The following is a 17,751-nucleotide window of genomic DNA, read 5'->3' on the forward strand; positions in this document are numbered from 1 at the left end:
GGGCCTTGGTTGCAAGACTGGCGGAGGAATTGCGTCAGAAATCCGAGCCAGCAAATGGAGAAAAATCTGCCGCGATTCGATTCAAAAACGTGCGGTATTTCGCGGTACATAACATGAGTTTCGGTACGATTCGGTACAACCTCCGGATGACATATCGACACGGTGATCGAAGGCCGGCTAGGCGCGCAGTATCGCTGACTGCAAGTTCAAGATCAGCAAGTCTAATCGCTTGGCCTCTTCCCCCTTTGGTCCCTGCTCCGATGGCAATCCTGCCACTTCGTGAGTGAGTTCGCAATCGCCTGCCAAAAGGTGCTGCCTGCACTTCTCCACCGCAGGACGATGCGCGCGAACGACGAAGCTATCCAGACTCATCGCAGTAAAGATTAGATCAGTCGGACGTCAGGTCCTGTGGCGGGGTTGTTGAAGTCGTTGGGGCCGGGGGCGGTGAGGGATTCGTCGGCCATGTCGGCGGCGTCCCAGCTGAAGAGGTCGCTGCCGTTGCCGCCCCAGGCGTCGTCGTCCGAGCCGTCGGGCGCGATGATGGGGAGCAGGGCAAGCACTTCGGGCGGTGGTGCAGCGGCGTTGGAGTTCCCCTGCCAGGCCGTCAGGAGTGCGAGCAGGGCTGCGTCGTTATCCATTGGGTCGCTGTAGGTGTTCGCCGCATAGGTCATCGTGTTGGGAGCTGAAGTCCAGGTGCTGTTCTCTTCACCACCCAGCCCACCGGTGATCAGCAGGTCGTTGCCATCCCCACCCGAGAGCGTGTCGCTCCCCGTGCCACCGATTAGCACGTTGTTCCCCGAGTGACCCAGCAGCCAATCGTTACCGTCGCCGCCCGACAGCAGGTCGTTGCCGCTGTTGCCTTGCAGCGTATCGTTGCCGCTGTAGCCATACACCCGGTCGTCTCCGGCCCCAGCATCGACGCTGTCGTTGCCCGCCCCGGCATGGATGTAGTCGTTGCCCCCACCGGAGTTCACCACGTCGTGGCCACCACCGGCATAGATCACGTCGGCTCCGTTGCCCGAACTGATCGTGTCGTTACCGTCGTTCGGGCCCTGGAAGTCTTGCGGGGTCGGGTCGCTCGGATTCGTCGGCGCGTTATCCCCCCAGATCACGTTCTGGCCTTCGCCACCTGTGATCTGGTCGTTCCCGTCGCCACCCACCAGCCAGTCGTTGTTCGAGCCCCCCGCCAGCGAATCGTTGCCTGCTTCGCCGTAGAACACAGCCGGAATCGAGGCCGTGGTCTGCGACATCGTGTCGACACCATTGCCGCCGTACAGCACGGCCTTGCCCGGCACGTTGTAGTTCATGATCGCGCCGCCGATGCGCACCCGCACCTGATGCGGCAGCGCGGCCGTGGCATTGGCCGAGATCTGCATCAGGTCGTTCCCCGTGGTCCCGCGACCGAACACGTCGCCGATCTGCACGCCTGTCAACTTGCCGTTGTCGACCAGGTTGAGGTCTTCGATGCTGACCCAACTGAAGGGGGCCGTGTTGGCGCTGAGGACGTTCCCCGACGAACCGGCTCCCACGATCATCGCCGTGTTCTTCGGCACGTCCGTGACATCCAGGTTCAGCACATCGCCGACCAAGGAATCACCGGCCTGATTGAGCGCCGGTACCGGATCGCCACCGTCGATGAAGATGGTGCTTCCCCCCGCAGTCGCGGCCGTGGTCGGACGAATCAGCCGCGTCGTGGCGGGGACGGCTAGGCCCACGTGCATGGCTCCCGTGTTCCCGATGACCGGGGCCGGAGTTTCGCCGAAGATATCTTCACCATCGTTGCCGTACAGACTGATCGTCCCCACGCCGCTGGCCACGCGGGTGAATGGCAGTTCCGTCACCGGGGTGACCCCGCCCCATTGGTTCGACGTGAAGAGGAGGAACTGATCGTCGCCGTCGAAACCACGCAGGGCCACCGTGTTCAGGTCGTGCGGCACGCTGGTCGGGGTGAACCGGCCGTCGATCGTGTCGCCCCCTTGCGTGCCCGTGTAATCGAAGCTGTCGATGTTGCGGAACGTGACTCCGCTGGCGTTGATTCCCGTCACCGCATAGTCCGCATTCATCCCGCCGGCTGCAGCAATCAGCACGTTCGGGTCAGCGGTCGTGTCGCCACTGTCGTCGATGAACAACTGATCGTTATTGCCCGCCAGGTTGTTGTCTTCCCCGTCGACCACCACCGGGCCGGCAATGTCGTCGAGGTCGTCGGTGAGCCTGAAGGTGTCACTACCAAGACCACCGAGCAGCGTGGCCACACCCGAGAGCGCGGGGAGAGTGCGAACGATGATGTTGTCGGCACTAAGATCGGTGCTGAGTTGATTATCGGCATCGAGGAGCACGCTGGTGTCGAGCACAACCCCGTTGGCGGGGGTCGTATCGATCGCGACGAGGTCGATCGTGTCGGCTCCGCCACCACTGCGGACCACCAGCGAGTTGAAGCCGCTGAAGGTGGTCGGGGCATACGTGAGACTGCCGAGGTTGGCTGCGATCAGCGAAGTGCTCCCCGCATCACTGATGGTCAGGCTGGTGACGTCGCTATCGGGGGAACTGCTGGCGTCGCTGGTCAGCGAGCCACCCGCTCCGACGAATAAGATCGGCTCCACATTCTCGAACGAGAGCGCGAACCGTGGGGTGCCAAATGCGAGCGGCCCGGCACCAACGCCGATGTTACCACTGTGGGTAGAATCCAGATTATCGGAGGTCGAGACCACCGCGTGGCTGGCGACCAGGTACAACTCGGCAGCATCTGGGCCACCCGCACTGTTGTTGCCGCCATCGAAGTGGAAGGGGACCGCAGCCAGCGAAGTCAGGTTGGTGAACGTCGGGCTGACGTGGCCACCGGCCACCGCCGTCGCGCCGAGTACGCCTGCGAAGAGCGGCAGGCCGAGCATGGCATCTTCATTCACTCGCAGCGTGTCTCCCTGGTCGTTCGAACCCAGGATCTGCAGCGTGCGGATCGCCGCGTCGGCACCGCGGAAGACCTGCTCGCCATTCACCTCCACTTGCAAGTCGGTGGGGCCGATCCGCTGCACGTCGATCACATCGTCGGCGGCGCCGTTGATGCTGTTCTTGAGGCGATCGGCCAGCGGTTGCAGCGTGTCGTCCATCAGGATGATCAGGTTGTAGACCGAGGCGGCCGGCGTGGTGACCACCTTCTCGATGCTGCTGTAGTTCACCGGCAGTAGCATCGAGGGTGTGAAGCTCCAGCCACCGCCGTTGACCGCGCCGACCGTCAAGGTGGGAATCGTCATGCCGATCGTGCTGAAGTCGAGGTTCAATGTGTCGCCGACCGGCACCAGATGCGGCCGTTCGCCGCGCACCGCGAACGGAGTCGTGCTGAGCGGCCGGACATTGAACGTGTCGTTGCCATCGCTGAGTGGATTGGTCCCATCGTTACCGTTGAGGTTCGTCAGGCTCGCCGTGATCGCCGCGGCGAAGTTGGCGTCGCCGGTCGTGATGGTGTCGTTGCCGTCACCGGCGTTGATCGTGAAGGTTCCCGCGCCCGCGTTAATGACGGTCGTGCCATTCGTGGCACTGGTGAAGACGTCGTTGCCGGTCCCCAGATTCACCACAATGTTCCCTGCCAGCGCACTCACCATTCCCGCCACCGTCACCATATCGATTCCATTCCCAGTCGTCAGCGTGACATCGTTATTCGTCGCCGTCACCGTGCCCGCCAGCGTGCTGGCCGACCCGGCTCCCGCTCCCAACCCGCCGATGTCATCGACATTCAGCGCCACGCCCGAGAAACCACTAATGAGCGAGCCACCATTCAACGTGAGGCCATCACCCGCATTCAACGTCACACTTGCTGCAGTGGATTCCACCGAAGCCACGGCTGGAATGGTGATGTTCTCATTTGCAGCCAGCGTATCGAGGCTGGTGAGGACAATCGTGCCGGTTGCACTGCTCGCGCCGAACAGTTCGAACTCTGAGTTCTCTTCGATCGTCACGCCGCCGGCCGTGGCCGTGAATGTGAGCGAACCGAAGTTCACCGTATCGAGTGCCCCGACATTCCCGAGCGCGATACTCGTGGCATTCAACGTGGCGTTGTTCGTCACCGCCACACTGGCCGTCGCATCGTTCGTAATTCCCGCCGTCGATGTCAGCACCAGGCTCAACGCCGTGCTAGTTCCCGTCAACTCCGTCGCACTATCTTCCGAAATATTCACCGTCCCCGCGCTCGTGAACGTCAGCGAACCGAAGTTCACTGTATTTCCCACAGCGTCGCCGAGCGTGATGCTCGTAGCCGAGAAGGCCGCAGTTCCACTCACGATGATCGTGGCGGTCGCGCCATCGGTCAGCGCACCACCTGCTGTAATCGTGCCATCGCCACCTAGCGCCGACAGCCCGAGCAAGTTGAGCGCGTCGAGTTCAGTAATCACGATGTTGCCGCTCGTGCTGCTGAGCGTGGCATCAACGACGGCCGTTTCGATCGCATCACTGCTGCCTATGCCCAATGTCGCTTGCAGGTAGATGTTAGTGCCGGTGATGTTGTTATCTGCATCGCCGTCAACGATCGCGCCGCCCGCAATGATGCCGCCGCTGATGGTCGTGACGTTCGCCAACGTGGCATCTCCCGTCGTGGTGAGTGTGAACGTACCTAGATTCAGCAAGCCGTCTGCTTCATCACCGACGTTGTCTTCACCGACAAAGGCCGACACGGTTTCGCTGGCCAGAAGTTGCAGCGTGGCTCCTGCTGCGACGGTAACGGTCCCCGCGTCATTATCGATCGCTCCCTCACCCACCCCGCTATTCAACGCTAAAGTCCCAGCTTCGACATCCGTCGCACCGGTGTAGGTGTTGTTCGCCGTCAGCGTCAACGTCCCCGTTCCCACCTTCGTCAACCCTCCGCTGACATTGGCACCGATTGTCGCAGTGCCGATGGTCGCAGCGGTCGTTGGATTGCCACCCGCAACCGTGACAGTAGGGGACGATGTGTAATTGACGCCTGGGTTCAATATTTGAATTTCTGTCAGCACGCCTCCTTCAACTATGGCAGTGACGACTGCGCCCGAGCCACCGCCCCCAGCGATTTGCACTTGGGGGGCATTCAAATAGCCTGCACCGCCGTTCGTAATGGGAATTGTGAGAATACCGTTACCGGTGGGCGTTAGCAGCGGTTGACCAACCGTCACTGAATTTCCATTGCTGTCGATCGTAGCCCCGCCATCGTAGACGTAGGCAGCGCTTAAGCCTTGCATGAACGTGACGCTCGAACCATCGGCGCGAAGCGTGCCGCCATCGAAATTGACGAACGCCGAGGATGTGCCGGTGGTCGCACCGCGAGCGACGACACCGCCCACTGCCAACACGCCGCCGTTCAAATTCAGATTGCCGACGGCGGTACCCCCTACCACGGTGGCGCCAGCGAGAGTGATTCCGCCGGTGATTTCCACGACCGTGTTATCACCTTGCACGGTCAGGCTGCCGACGGCAGTTCCTGAATTGGCTGTATTTCGCCCCAGCAACACAGTGCCGATGGTGACCGAGTTCATGGAATTGGTTGTCAGGTTACCCAGAATTACGTTGCCGGTAGTGATGAAGCCACCCGTGTTGGCCTTGCCTCCGATCGTTAAGGCAGTGATGTCGAGCGTGCCGGTGTCGAAGGTGAGCGTGCCTTGATAATTAAACAAGGCATTGACTGTGGTACCCCCCACGTCAGCCGTTGAGAAGCGTGCGTCGGCTTGGTGGCCCGCCAGGTTCAGGTGGCTGTTGAGCGCCGTGGCGGTGGAACTGTTGAAGTCACCGACGTCCAAGGCAGCGCGGGTCGAGGCGCCTGACTTGCCGCGAATGGTTACCGAACCAGTTGAACCAACAAAGCCGATATAGCCACTACTCCGCCGGCTAGAGCTAGATGCACCAAGGGTGATTGTATTGGCGTTGATTGTCTGCTCGCCGGAGCCCAAGAGCAGGCGCATGGTTGTGCCATGACCGGCTGCATCTCCCACGCCGAGCGAAGCAACAGTGATGGTACTATCGGCAGCTAAAGTGACGGTGGAAGTAGCGGAATTAGTGCCTGTCGTGTTATCTCCCACTCGGAAGAGGCTCGTTGTACCAGAAAGATTCGCGTTAAACTCGGCGAGTCCACTCATATCTAGGGTGGCGGCATTGTTGTTGGTACCCGTCGCGCCACCCACTTGGAATGATCCGGAAGTGGCGGTATTGGTCACATCCCATGTTCCCTCACCTGAAACCACAAGGCGAGTGCTGGTACCTGCAGCATTCGCGCCAATGACGACGTTCCCGTTCGTCGTGAGCGTTTTGCCGTTGCCGATGAGAATTTGGTTGACGACAGTTCCATTACTGATGACAGAAAGGGTCGTTACTGTCTGATCAGCATTGGTAAGATCTAAAGTGCCCGCGGTCGAGGTAGCTGGCGTGGAGCCCAGAATTAACGCCGTATTTGGCAGGATGTTATCCACGCCGGCCACCACGGTGCCGTTGGCAATCGTCGTCGAGCCGCCGTAGGTATTGGCCGCGCTCATGGTGAGCGTGCCCGGCCCAGCCTTCGTGAAGCCGCCCGCGCCGCTGCCCGAGCCTGTGAGCGTCAGGTTGGTGGCTGCGGTGCTGACATCAAGAGTTCCGTTTGCAGCACCAAGCGTGAAGTTGCGATCGGTCGCCGCGCTGCCCCCACTGTAGCGTAGCGTGCCGCCACCGAAGACCAAGTTGGTCGCTACGCTCGAAGAATTGCCGATGCTGCTAGTCGCGCCACCGTTGGCGAGCACAGGTGCGGCCAGCACGCCGGCATTAATAGTGGTCACGCCATCGTAAGTATTCGCTCCGCCGAGAGTAATTGTGCCTGCGCCAATCTTCGTGAGGCCCCCGGTACCGCTGATGGCGCTCGTGAGCGAGGTGTTGGTCGCATCGCCGACGGTCAACGTAACGGGAGTGGTGTGGTTGGCGTCGAACCCGCCCAGGGCAAAGCTGTCATTAGCGCCAGCCGAGAGCGAGAGAATTGTGCTCGGTCCCTGAACGAAATGCACATTCGCCGCACTCATTGCACCAGTGAAGTTCACAGCCTCGTTATAGGTTCCCTGATTGACGATGACCGTTGTTGGCGCGCCGTCCAGCGCGGCAGTCGCCGCGGCGAATGTGGCAAACGCGGTTACTCCGATCACGCCGCTTTGCGTGCCGGCTTGCTCCAAGTCGCCATCGACTGCAGTGCCAGGCGTGAGGGCAGCCCAGTCATCGTTGATGTACAGCGGCGGTAAAATGGCGGCCTCGATAATAAAGCCGTTAATGATGTCGTTCACACCTGAAGAATCCAGGCGAACAATCACAGGGTTGACTCCATCAGCCGTGAAAGAGAAGGTGCCAACGGCCGCCTCCGCGACGGTTGCCCCGATGGAATAAGGCAAATTGTCGACCTGTTGAATGAAGCCACTTCCCGTGTTTATGAAGAGATCTACTGTGCCCTGAGAGGATGTTACGTCATGAAAGAATCCAGTAAATGTATAAGTACTCGCTTGCAAATTAGAAATGGTTATGTCAAGCGTGCCGGTATTCCTGAAAATGAAATCTCGCAAGAGATTGCTGGCGCCCTGCGACGAACCACCGGTAATCGGTCCGCGATCGCGATCATCCACGCCTCCCGGCAAGGTGATCGTTACACTCCCGCCAATACCGATCGAGGTGGCTACGACCCCGCCAGTTTGAAAGAGAGGCGTAAAACCGGTCTGGAGCGGACTGGGAGGGGGATTTCCTGGAGGAGACGCGACGGCATCATTATCGCCGAAGTCGACCCTCAGCGAGTGGGACGCATTTTCGACCAGCACCACGTCGTTGCCGTCGCCACCGTTGTAAAAAATGCGGTAGCTATTGCCATTAATGGTAACCGAAGCGCCCGGAGCCGGACTGGAGCTGGCCGTGGTCAAATCGACGAGATTGTTCTGAATGAGCGTGATGAGTTGATTGGCAGCCACCGCACCGGTAGTTCCCGCGAACGTGAGGGTGGCGCCACTCAAATCGACGCTGCCATTGACGAGATACTGATCAAAGTGAGTTCCAGCTGTGTTCGCGGGTGGATTTACCTCAAAGGCGACAGTACCAGTCGGAGTGAAGTTGCCCGTGATGGTCATTATCCCCGGGCTGTTTCCGGCGGCGAAAGTGCCGTTGCCGGAAACGTTGCCGGTGATCAGGCCGGTAGTGCTGCCGTTACCTGTTCCGCCAAGTGTGCCAGGGCTTGTGACGACTACATCGCTAGTTATCGAGCCATTCACTAGCAGAGTACCGCCATTGACGGCAGTAGCCCCGGCGTAGGTATTAGCGCTGCTCAGCTCCAACGTGCCCGCGCCAGTTTTGGTTAGCTCGCCATTGCCAACAACCGCAGAAATCGTCAGGTCGTTAGCGGTGCTCGCGGTAACATCATCGACAGTGAAGGTGCGAGTTGCACCACCGAGATTCAGATTGCCACTGCCGATGGTGCTCCCGGCAGCACCAGTAACGGCGACATCGCCGCCGAGGATTACAGCGCCAGTACCAGTCGTCAGATTTGAGGCCCCGGAAGCACCTAGACCAAGCAGACCATTGTAGGTCTGATTACCAGCAGCGGTCGTGATCGTGACAGCGCCGATGTCGATCGTCTCGCCGGTCGCGAGCAAGTTGTTAGCCCCTAGTGACAGGGCGGCATTCAGGTTGATGTCGTCGGTTTCGGTACCGCCATCAATCGTGAGAGTACCGGTGTAGCCACTCATCGAGCTATTCAGCGTGATCGTGTCGTCACCAGCGCGGCCATTGATGGTGAGCGAGGTAACACTGGCGAGGGCGATGCTGTCGAATTCGTGGGTTGGACCGGAGAATTCCAGGTTACCTGCTACGATCTGGACGAGAGTATCGTCGTCTGCGCCTGCATTGTTAATGTCTGACAGGTTGACGACGACGGTCGGGGCGCTGCCCATCACAATGACGGGCTCAAGGTCGGTGTAGGCGAGAGTGCTCGATACACCACCCTCGACAACCACCACACTGCCATCCTTGACGTTGGTGTGGTTGAACTCGACGGAGTCGAAGATCGCGTCACCGGCGGGGCCGATGACGGTGAGTTGATCACTCGTGCCTGCGCCACCATTGAACGTGATATCGAGATCGAAGTAGCCGTTGGCACCACCCGCATTCGAGTAATTCACTGTGAGTGTGTCGGACGCAGCACTTCCGGTGACGGTCAGTGACGACAAAGCACTCAGCGGATACGCATTCTGGACAATGCCTCCTTGTAAGAATTGGATCGTGTTACCGACTCGGCGAACTTCGAGCGTGCCGGTACCCGATACCGTTGTGGTGCCCGGATTGACCGTGGTCAGCACCACGTCGTTACCATCGCCACCGAAGTAGCTAATGAAGCCGGTATACAAACCATTGCTGACAGTAGAGCCATCGGCCAGGCCACTGAACGGAGCAACGGCGAGCGCACCCGTGTTGTCGATGATCGTCATCTGCGTGCCGGCTGCGACCGCTGCGCCGGTCGCACTCAGTGAGAGCGTGCCGCTGCCCAGATTCACCGTGCCACTGACGATCAATTGATCGTAGTGTGTGCCGGCTGTTGTGTAGGGAGCCAGCAATTCGAACACCGTCGGGCCGCCTGGCGTGAAATTGCCGTTGATTTGGAGCGACTCAACGCTTGCGCCTGGAGCAACCGTGCCAGTTCCACTGACGTTGCCAATGATCGTGCCCGTGCCGCCGAGTGTGGCGGGGGCGGTCACTACGACGGGACTCGTGTGCGAGCCATTGATCAGCAGCGTTCCCGCATCGACGGCGGTCGCGCTGGCGGTGTTCGTTCCCGTGAGTTCGGTTGTCCCGGCACCGAGATGCTGAATGGTGCCAACACCCGTGATGTTGTTGGCGACGCTGAGGTTATTGCTGCGATTAAACACCAATGCCGTAGCGTTGGCGACGTCTCCAGTGCCTAGAGAGCCCACGATCCCATCGTCACCAACTTGCAAGATGCCATCCGTGATGTTTGTGGCTCCATAGGAATTCGTGCCGGTGAGGATGGTTGTACCCATGCCGGTTTGGTTGACCGCGCCCGTGCCAGAAATGTCGTTGGCGACCGTAACGATGTCACTGCGTTTGAAGTCGAGCGTGGCGTCGTTTGTTACTGCTCCACTGCCAAGTACGCCGGCCGTTCCGCCGTTGCCAACTTGCAGGGTTCCGGCAGAAATCGTAGTACCGCCACTGTAACTATTGCTGCCCAACAGGGTCTGGGTGCCTGTGCCACTCTTGGCGAAGCTATCTGCACCGGTGCCGTTATCGGCGATGATCCCAGCGTAGGTGAGGGTATTCGTACCAGTGACTTCGATCGTGCCCGCTGCCGACCCCGTTGGCGATCCCACCGCAATACCGCGATTGGGATCGAGCGTGAACGTGCCAGCGGCCTGAAGCGTGCCACCATTGATCACGATCTTGCCGGGAGTTGCTGCGCCGGGTGCCGCACCGAGATTTCCATCGCTGCTGACCGAGAGGATACCGCCGTTGATGGTGGTTGTACCGGAATAGGTGTTGGCAGCGTTGCTTAGTGTTTGAGTCCCCGTGCCGGTTTTTACGAGTGATACCGTGCCACTGCCGTTCTGGAGGACGCCGGTGAAATTGGCGGTGGTCGAATTGTCCGCACCGACCGTTAGCGTGACTGCGCCTGCCACGCTGCTCGTGACCGTACCCTCACCTCCCAACGATCCGATGGTTTCCTGGTTGCCATTGAGATCTAGTGAGCCAGGTGCGGCAATTGTGATGTGAGTCGAATCGGAAAGAATATTGGTATTGCCTGAAGTAAATGGCGACAGCCATTTGGCATATAGGTACTGCTCAACTGCTTGCCGATCGGTCGCAGACAGCGTGCTGGGGTATAAGAGTACTTCACCAATATCCCCAGTGAGAGCCCAAACATAGGTGCCTGTGAGATTGGCGGCACCGAGGCGAATGAGATTGTTCGTGTAATTATTCAGCTGTAAACTGCTAAACACTTGGCTACTCGGCACACCTGCTGAAAACAACTGCAACGAACTGCCGCTGCCCGTCTCAGTAACCGATGAAGTGAAGAGTGCAGGCTGGTTTTGCGTGTAAGGGAGAGACGAACCTACAGACGTCGTGATCGCTCCGACCCAGTTTTCTGCCTGCACACCGGTGCTTCCGCTTGCTAAACCGCCGGTAAACCGGATGTCAGAGTGGTTGCCAGGCGTGGCCACAATCGCCTGCGTGTCATTAAAGTTCGCACCATCGTCTGCGCCACCGTTGGTAGTGCGCGCAACGACAAAATACGTATGGGGACCATTGATCATGGTCGCCAAAGATGCGTTATTAAGGTCCAAGTAATCGATCGCGGTGGCTCGATTAAACCGCACCACGTCCTTGCTATTCAGCCCACTTGTACCAATGGTTGGTTGATTGGCAGCAGTGGCTTGGGCTGCGTTCACGCCGGTAAGCGCGCCCTTATTTATCCAGGTACTAACAGCGGTCCCATTCCCTAGATTGTTGGTGATTCCATCTCCATTGATGTCCGTTCCGTCCAACCAAACGGCGCTGCCAGCAACAGGTGCAGTAGTCAATTGCTCAAGGGCGACTGAGCCGTTGTTAATCGAGAATTCACCCGTGAACGTGTTAGCACCACCTAACGTCCACGTTCCAGTTCCTGCCTTAGTGACGTTTCCATTGCCGGTGATTGCCCCGCGGAAGGTGGAGGAATTGTTATTGCCTACCGTCAAGGTAGCACCGCCGAGCAAAACATTACCGCTCGATGCTGAACCGCCAGAGAGCGAACCAATCGACTGGCTATTGCCATTGAGATCGAAGTTACTGACCGCTCCTGCATTGAGGATCACATCTGAAGTGCTAGGGATTGCGTTGAGAACTCCGGCCTGAACGGTACCTTGACGAATCTGAGTTTGGCCGCCATAGGTCGCTGCCTGAAGCAGTTCCAGAGAGCCCGTTCCTGACTTGATAAGATCGTTCGATCCCGAACGAACCGTTGACATTGTCGCGACGGTTGTGTTAGCAGGCGCAGCAAAGGCAGAGCTTTGGACCCGAGCAATCATGGCCGAATTGGTACCGACCTCTTGAACGACAAAGGCTACTTTGTAGGTGCCAGCAGCGAGGACCGGTGTCATACCAACCCCCTGGTTGCCCGACGCAGCATCTCGCACTAATTCACCAGTGTCAAAATCGCCATCCTTATTCAAGTCGACCCAGATCGACGCTTGATCATCGTTTTGAAGATAACCAAAATAGTAGCTTCCACCGTTTACGGTCATGTCCGCGACGAAAGCTGCCGTAAAGTTCGTGCTTCCAGGGTTAGTCCCACCAAAAACGCTCGTAAAAGCAGTATCAGCGTTGCTTGGGAAATTGAGGGCACCGGCATAGATCGATGAGTTAGTAGGCGCGCTATTGAAAGCGATATTGTTGATACCAGCAACGGTGTTGTAGCCGAGAGCCGTCTGGTTATTAAACAAGCGGGCATTGAATGGGGAGAACTGAACGGAACTGCTGCGCAGCACGGCATTAAGATCGATATTGCCCGCGCCTGCGAAACTAAGATCACCCACTTCACGAGTAATAGCACCGTTAAGAGTGCTGGTAGTGCCTGCCGAAACGTTACTAATTGTCGCAGAGGACTGCACGACCAGCGGTTCGGACGTTGCGAATGTACCACTCGTCTCAAGATTTCCACCATTAAGAAACGTTTCGGCTCCAATCCCGCTTGCACCAAGTGCGTCCGAGGCGGAAACTCGCAAAGTTCCAGCACTTACGGTTGTCGATCCCGAGAAGGTATTAGCGCCACCTAGAGACAGTGTGCCTGCGCCGCTTTTTGACAGGCTATCAGAACCGGTACCATTGTCGGCAATGATCCCGTTGTAGGTGAGTATGCCCGCGGTGACATCGATGGTTCCTGTCGCAGATCCAGCAGACGCCCCGAGTGCGATTCCCCGATTGGCCGCCAAAGTGAGCCCAGCGGTTGCTTGTAATGTACCTCCGTTGATCGTGAGCCGCCCCGGTGTAGCCGAAGCCGGCACCACTCCGAGACGAGTCTGGGTACCCGCGCCGGTGCCGCCGTCTCGGTCGATGGCAAGAATCCCCGCATTGATGGTCGTAGGGCCGGTAAAACTTGAAAAGTCACCAGTGCTACCTCCCACAAAACTAATAGTCCCAGCCCCTGTCTTTGTAAGTCTTCCGGTGCCTCGCAGTTGCCCAGCATTACCTGCGTCATCGTTGAGAGTCAGCGTGCCGCCTGTAACATCAAATGTGCCGCCGCCAGTTTCGAGAACGAAGTCAACTGTGTTGGCCGAGGGATCATAACTAGCAGAGGTACGGAAAATTCCATTATCAAGCGTTACGGATTTATTCGCCCCGCTGCCAAGAGCGTTTGGCTGAGCGCCGCCTGTGCCTGCAATTGCCAAAGCACCGCCGCCGCTGACCGAGATGTTGCCGGTGAAAGTATTGGCGGCGTTGGCAAGTGTGAATGTACCGGTACCAACTTTCGTTATTGTCGTACCGGTGCCTGTGCCGCTAAGAACGCCGGCGAATGTCGTGCTGGTTGCGTTGCCAACCGTCAACGAACCTGTGCCCATGTTCACATTGCCTGTTCCGGCCAACGAACCGAGCGTAACTGCCGCACTGTTCAGATTTAGAGCCGCGTTTCCACCCACCGTCAGATTGGTCGCGGTAGGAATTGAGCCAGCGGCTTGGCGCAGGAAGGTGCTGGCTGGCCCCACGCTATTGAGCGTGACCGCGCTGGGATTGAAACCTGGATCAGCGCCGTTCAGATTGACGGTGTCACCGCCGTTAACATTGATCGCAAACGAAGTCGACGGGTTTGTGAATGTGACAGACCTGCCTATCGGTATGCTGATCGATGATACGCCACCTACCGAGTCAACATCATCCGCCAAGGTGAACGTTTCAGCAGCGCCGTAGTCCGTAAAAGTGCGATTGGCAACGGCCAGATTGTCCGTGACCGACTCAAGGCCTGTGTACTTGATGTTGCGTCCGTCGGCAGCGTTCGCAATCAAAACTCCGCCATCATTGGCATTGAAGGAAGTGTGGTCGATCGTCGTCGCCGATCCACCCGTGATCACCATGGTGTCGCCCGGCACTCCCGATTGGCCACCACCGTTGTATTGAATACCAGCTACGGGTAGCGGGTTACCACCGGAGTAGTCAATCGTCAAAACGTCATTTTGATCCTGTCCATTAAAGACGAAAATGCCGCCCGTGAGATTTGTAAATGCACCGCCATTGAGCTGGTACTGCTGCACGCCAGCATTAACCCTTAGCAACACGGTATTAGCAACACCCACCGTTCCATTCACGACTTGCTGGGCGATCGTCGGACGGACGAGAACGGCTAGATTCTTGAGCGTATAGTTTGCGGCAGTGCCTTGGTTGGTCCAGTCTGGTGCTCCAGTGGGAGCGTTGCCGATTCCTAAATCGCTCGTTGAAGTGCTATTCCATCTGTTGTACGCGATCAGAGTTTGGCCTGCCGAATAGGGGGCTCCGAGAACCCCATCCGAATCCGTGTTATGAATCTGCATAGACCCGTGACCAGCACCGGTGCCACCGCCACTATCTCCAAAATCGTAGGCACTTCCGCTCGCGTTGAGAGGACTGGGGACTTGGTTGGGTGGATTATTAGCACTGCTTAGAGCCGTGGCGTAGTTGCTATTCCAAAACTCGATGAAGCCGGTTTGAATCCCCGTCGCGTTGGTAACTCCCGCTTTGTTTGAGACTACGTTCAGGTTGTTCACGTAACGTTGAAACAACGCGTTCGTCCCGGTACGCGGAATTCCGATCTGGGCAAGATTCGAGGTGAAATTGTCCATCGAAGCGTACACATACTCAGTCGCTCCGGTTCCAGACTGGAGCTCCATGTAATACGCAATTCGGTCAATCGGTTGACTAAATGTTGTCAAATTGTTGACCGAGTAGGGAGGTGCGGTAGTGTTCCAGTTGGCAACATTGGGAATCGCCAACTCGTAAATCAGCGAATAGCCGCTCGCCTCAGGCACGTTGTTGAACACGCCGGTGGCCATGACGCGGCGGTCTTCGAGCGCTTCGAGAAACGCGCGTCGCTGGCGGCGCTGCGTCGTTTTCGCCTGTTTCTGCTTGCCAAGAAAACGAGACCACAACGACCGAACTGTGCGGTTGAGCATGGGAGAGGTAAGGCTAGTGAGAGAGGTGTGGTTCGCCGTGGGTGAGCCGTTACTCTGAAGCTCGGCGGGTGTGGGAGTCTCGTAGGACCGCGCCGAATGCGCAGAGTATGCCTACGAATCCGACTGTAGAGAGGGGCTTAAGAATTGCTAGTGACCAAAGTGACTTTTGTTCAATTTGCGGCAATTCGGCCTATCTGGTGGTGGGGCGAGCGGCCCTTTTGGGCTATCTCGCGCATCGATTTGTCGCGATCAGTGTTCTGTTGATGAGCGGTCGAATAGTGTCGCGACGGTCGGGATCGACGGACGGCGAAAGGTGCAACGTCAAACCTGCTGTCAGAATCAGCAAGTCAGATTTGAACCTGTCCCGTTATGCATCGCGATGCTACGCCTTTCTACTAACGGCTTGCGAATCAGGTCGTTATCTAGGCAAGTGATTCTTTCGGCTTGGGTATAGAGGGGATTCGTCAGTCTGCAGATTGTCGAGAACCACAGGTGAGAAACGCAGTGAGCGGTCGACGGGCCCGTTTGTGCTCCGTGCCGCGGATACCGAACAGAAAACTTGGCAGCCTCTACCAAGTACCCTCAGATCGTTTGCCAAAAAAGTAAGGGCAATGTTCGGGCCAGCGAACTAGGGGCTGAAAAACAGGCAGTAATGCACAGTTCTGCACACTGTTGCACAGCTTGGTCTGTTTTGACTTCTTTCGTGCGGAATGGACCGCTATGAATTGGACGAGACAACGTTTTTTCGCCAATCCTTACGGTCAAAACCATGAAGAAGTCCGATGAACTAAGTTCAGCGATTGCTGAGATTGCTGCGAATCTCGCTCGCATAGCGAACTATTTCGACCGACCGCCGCCGGATAAAGTCGGCACGCCCTACATCGCCGAGCGATTGGGATGCACGACCGATTACGTCGTAGTCATGGTTCGAGAGGAAAGAATCCCTCCTTCTTGCCTCGTTCCTGGCACTGGGAACGGCAAGCCCTGGAAACTCTATCGAAGCCGAATCGACCAGTGGATCGAGCATCGCTGATTTTCCTTTCCGACGGGCGTCTAGCTGTCGTAGCCCAATGGAGAAACAAGCGATGCCTCGAAAGCCGAAAATTGCGCCGGAACGATTCAGTGTTGTCGTCAACGGCGATCCAATCTGCGTCACCCTGCATCCACCGACTGGTCGGCAGAAGGCGTGGTACGTCTACTGGGCCGGACTTGGCAACAGCAAAAGCACTGGCAAACGTGAGTTGAAGGCTGCTATCGCCGCCGCTGAAGCCATGTTGCGAAACGGCGGCGAACGTCCAACAGCCACGGATGATGTGCTGTCAGACGAAGAGTTCAAGGAGATTCAGCGGCGTCACTTTGAGCGAGACCATTCAGCCAATGGCTTAAAACGTGCCGCCACATCACTAAAAAGCTGTCTCGAAGCCATCGATGCATTTCAGCGAATTGTGAAACTTCCTGCGATCAGCTTAGCGACTCCCGACGATTGCGCTAAGTTCGAGCGAGAAGCGCTGAAACTCCCCAAGAGTTGGCGACTGTCGTACCCACGAGCGAAGCGGGAGAACGTTAAGACTCTTAGCTCGAATACCGTGGCTAAGTGGTCGACAGCGCTGGCGGCGGCTTTTGAACGGGCGAACGTTGACGCCGGGAACAAATGCGTGCGAGGCGTCGTCGCCCCCGCAAAACTCCTGACCTCGAATCCTTGGCGAAAATTTCAGCGGATCAAAGGTGTGAAGAAAGCCAAGCGGCACTTTAACAACGAGGAGTTGCTCTCGGTCCTAGATTTTCTTGAACATGAATGGAGTAGCGTTACTGCTGCTGCGGTTGCCGTGAAGACCTGCCTTTGGACCTGGAACCGAGTTGCCGAGTTGGCAAATTTATCGTGGGATGACTGTAAGCAGATCGGACAGGAATGTCACTTTCGCATCGTGGGGAAATGGAACATGGTGAAATGGGCGAGGCTGCCGCTTGGTCTGATCGAAGAACTTGCGGCCATAAAGGAGACTAGCAGCCCTTTTGTCTTTGCAGCGTATAGCAAGCAGTTGCGCTCGCACTATCTTCACGCAGGCCAGAACGGCATTGCCGCTCAGGTTAACGCCGAATACTCGCCGGAAGCGTTCGTAAGGTGGTTTCAAGACCGCATCAAGCAATGGGCAATTGCAACGGGTCGAAAGGAAGTCACCGTTCATGTTTTTCGGAAAACCTCGCTGCAAAATGCGAAGCGTGGTGAAGACGTGAATCGATTGGTTGCCAAGGATGCAAAGCTGAGTGAGGCAGTGATGACCGGTTACTACACTTCCGAAGAAGACGAAGTGATGCGTCATTCAAGCAACCGTTCGTTTCATCGGCTCGTGCTCAGCCTCTCGCACGAAGTGGCGAGCCGCTACGGCTATCGGCCCGAAAACAAACTCACCGACCTAAAGGATAGGCTCACGGCGGCGACTGCGGTTGAGGACTGGTCTCTAGTCGGCAAACTGGCAGCAGAACTGAGCCAGACTTTGCAGTCTGCAAATGGGGAAAAGAAGCCTTCGGAGGCTGGCAAAGAGTGCGGCGTTTCTGAAAATATCTGAACACCAGATTCGCCCGGCGAACTGTTTTTCAGAAACGATTCGCAAGTCCA

At 57.6% G+C, this 17,751-nt stretch carries 3 protein-coding genes; 2 read left to right on the forward strand and 1 reads right to left on the reverse strand.

Translation table 11 applies throughout. The annotated features are described in order from the left end of the window. Window positions 1-383 precede the first annotated feature (383 nt). Window positions 384-15,134: an autotransporter-associated beta strand repeat-containing protein gene (locus tag ETAA8_RS08885; protein ID WP_145087600.1), complete on the reverse strand. Its 14,751-nt coding sequence runs from the start codon at window positions 15,132-15,134 to the stop codon at window positions 384-386. A 769-nt stretch (window positions 15,135-15,903) separates the two neighbouring features. On the opposite strand from ETAA8_RS08885, the gene ETAA8_RS08890 reads away from it, so the two are divergent. Continuing rightward, window positions 15,904-16,167, forward strand: coding sequence for a MerR family transcriptional regulator (locus ETAA8_RS08890; protein ID WP_145087601.1), 264 nt, complete (start codon window positions 15,904-15,906; stop codon window positions 16,165-16,167). Between the two features lie 52 nt (window positions 16,168-16,219). After that, window positions 16,220-17,701, forward strand: coding sequence for a hypothetical protein (locus tag ETAA8_RS08895; protein WP_145087602.1), 1,482 nt, complete (start codon window positions 16,220-16,222; stop codon window positions 17,699-17,701). The last annotated feature ends 50 nt before the right edge of the window (window positions 17,702-17,751 follow it).

Source organism: Anatilimnocola aggregata (genome assembly GCF_007747655.1).
Classification (GTDB): Bacteria; Planctomycetota; Planctomycetia; order Pirellulales; family Pirellulaceae; genus Anatilimnocola; species Anatilimnocola aggregata.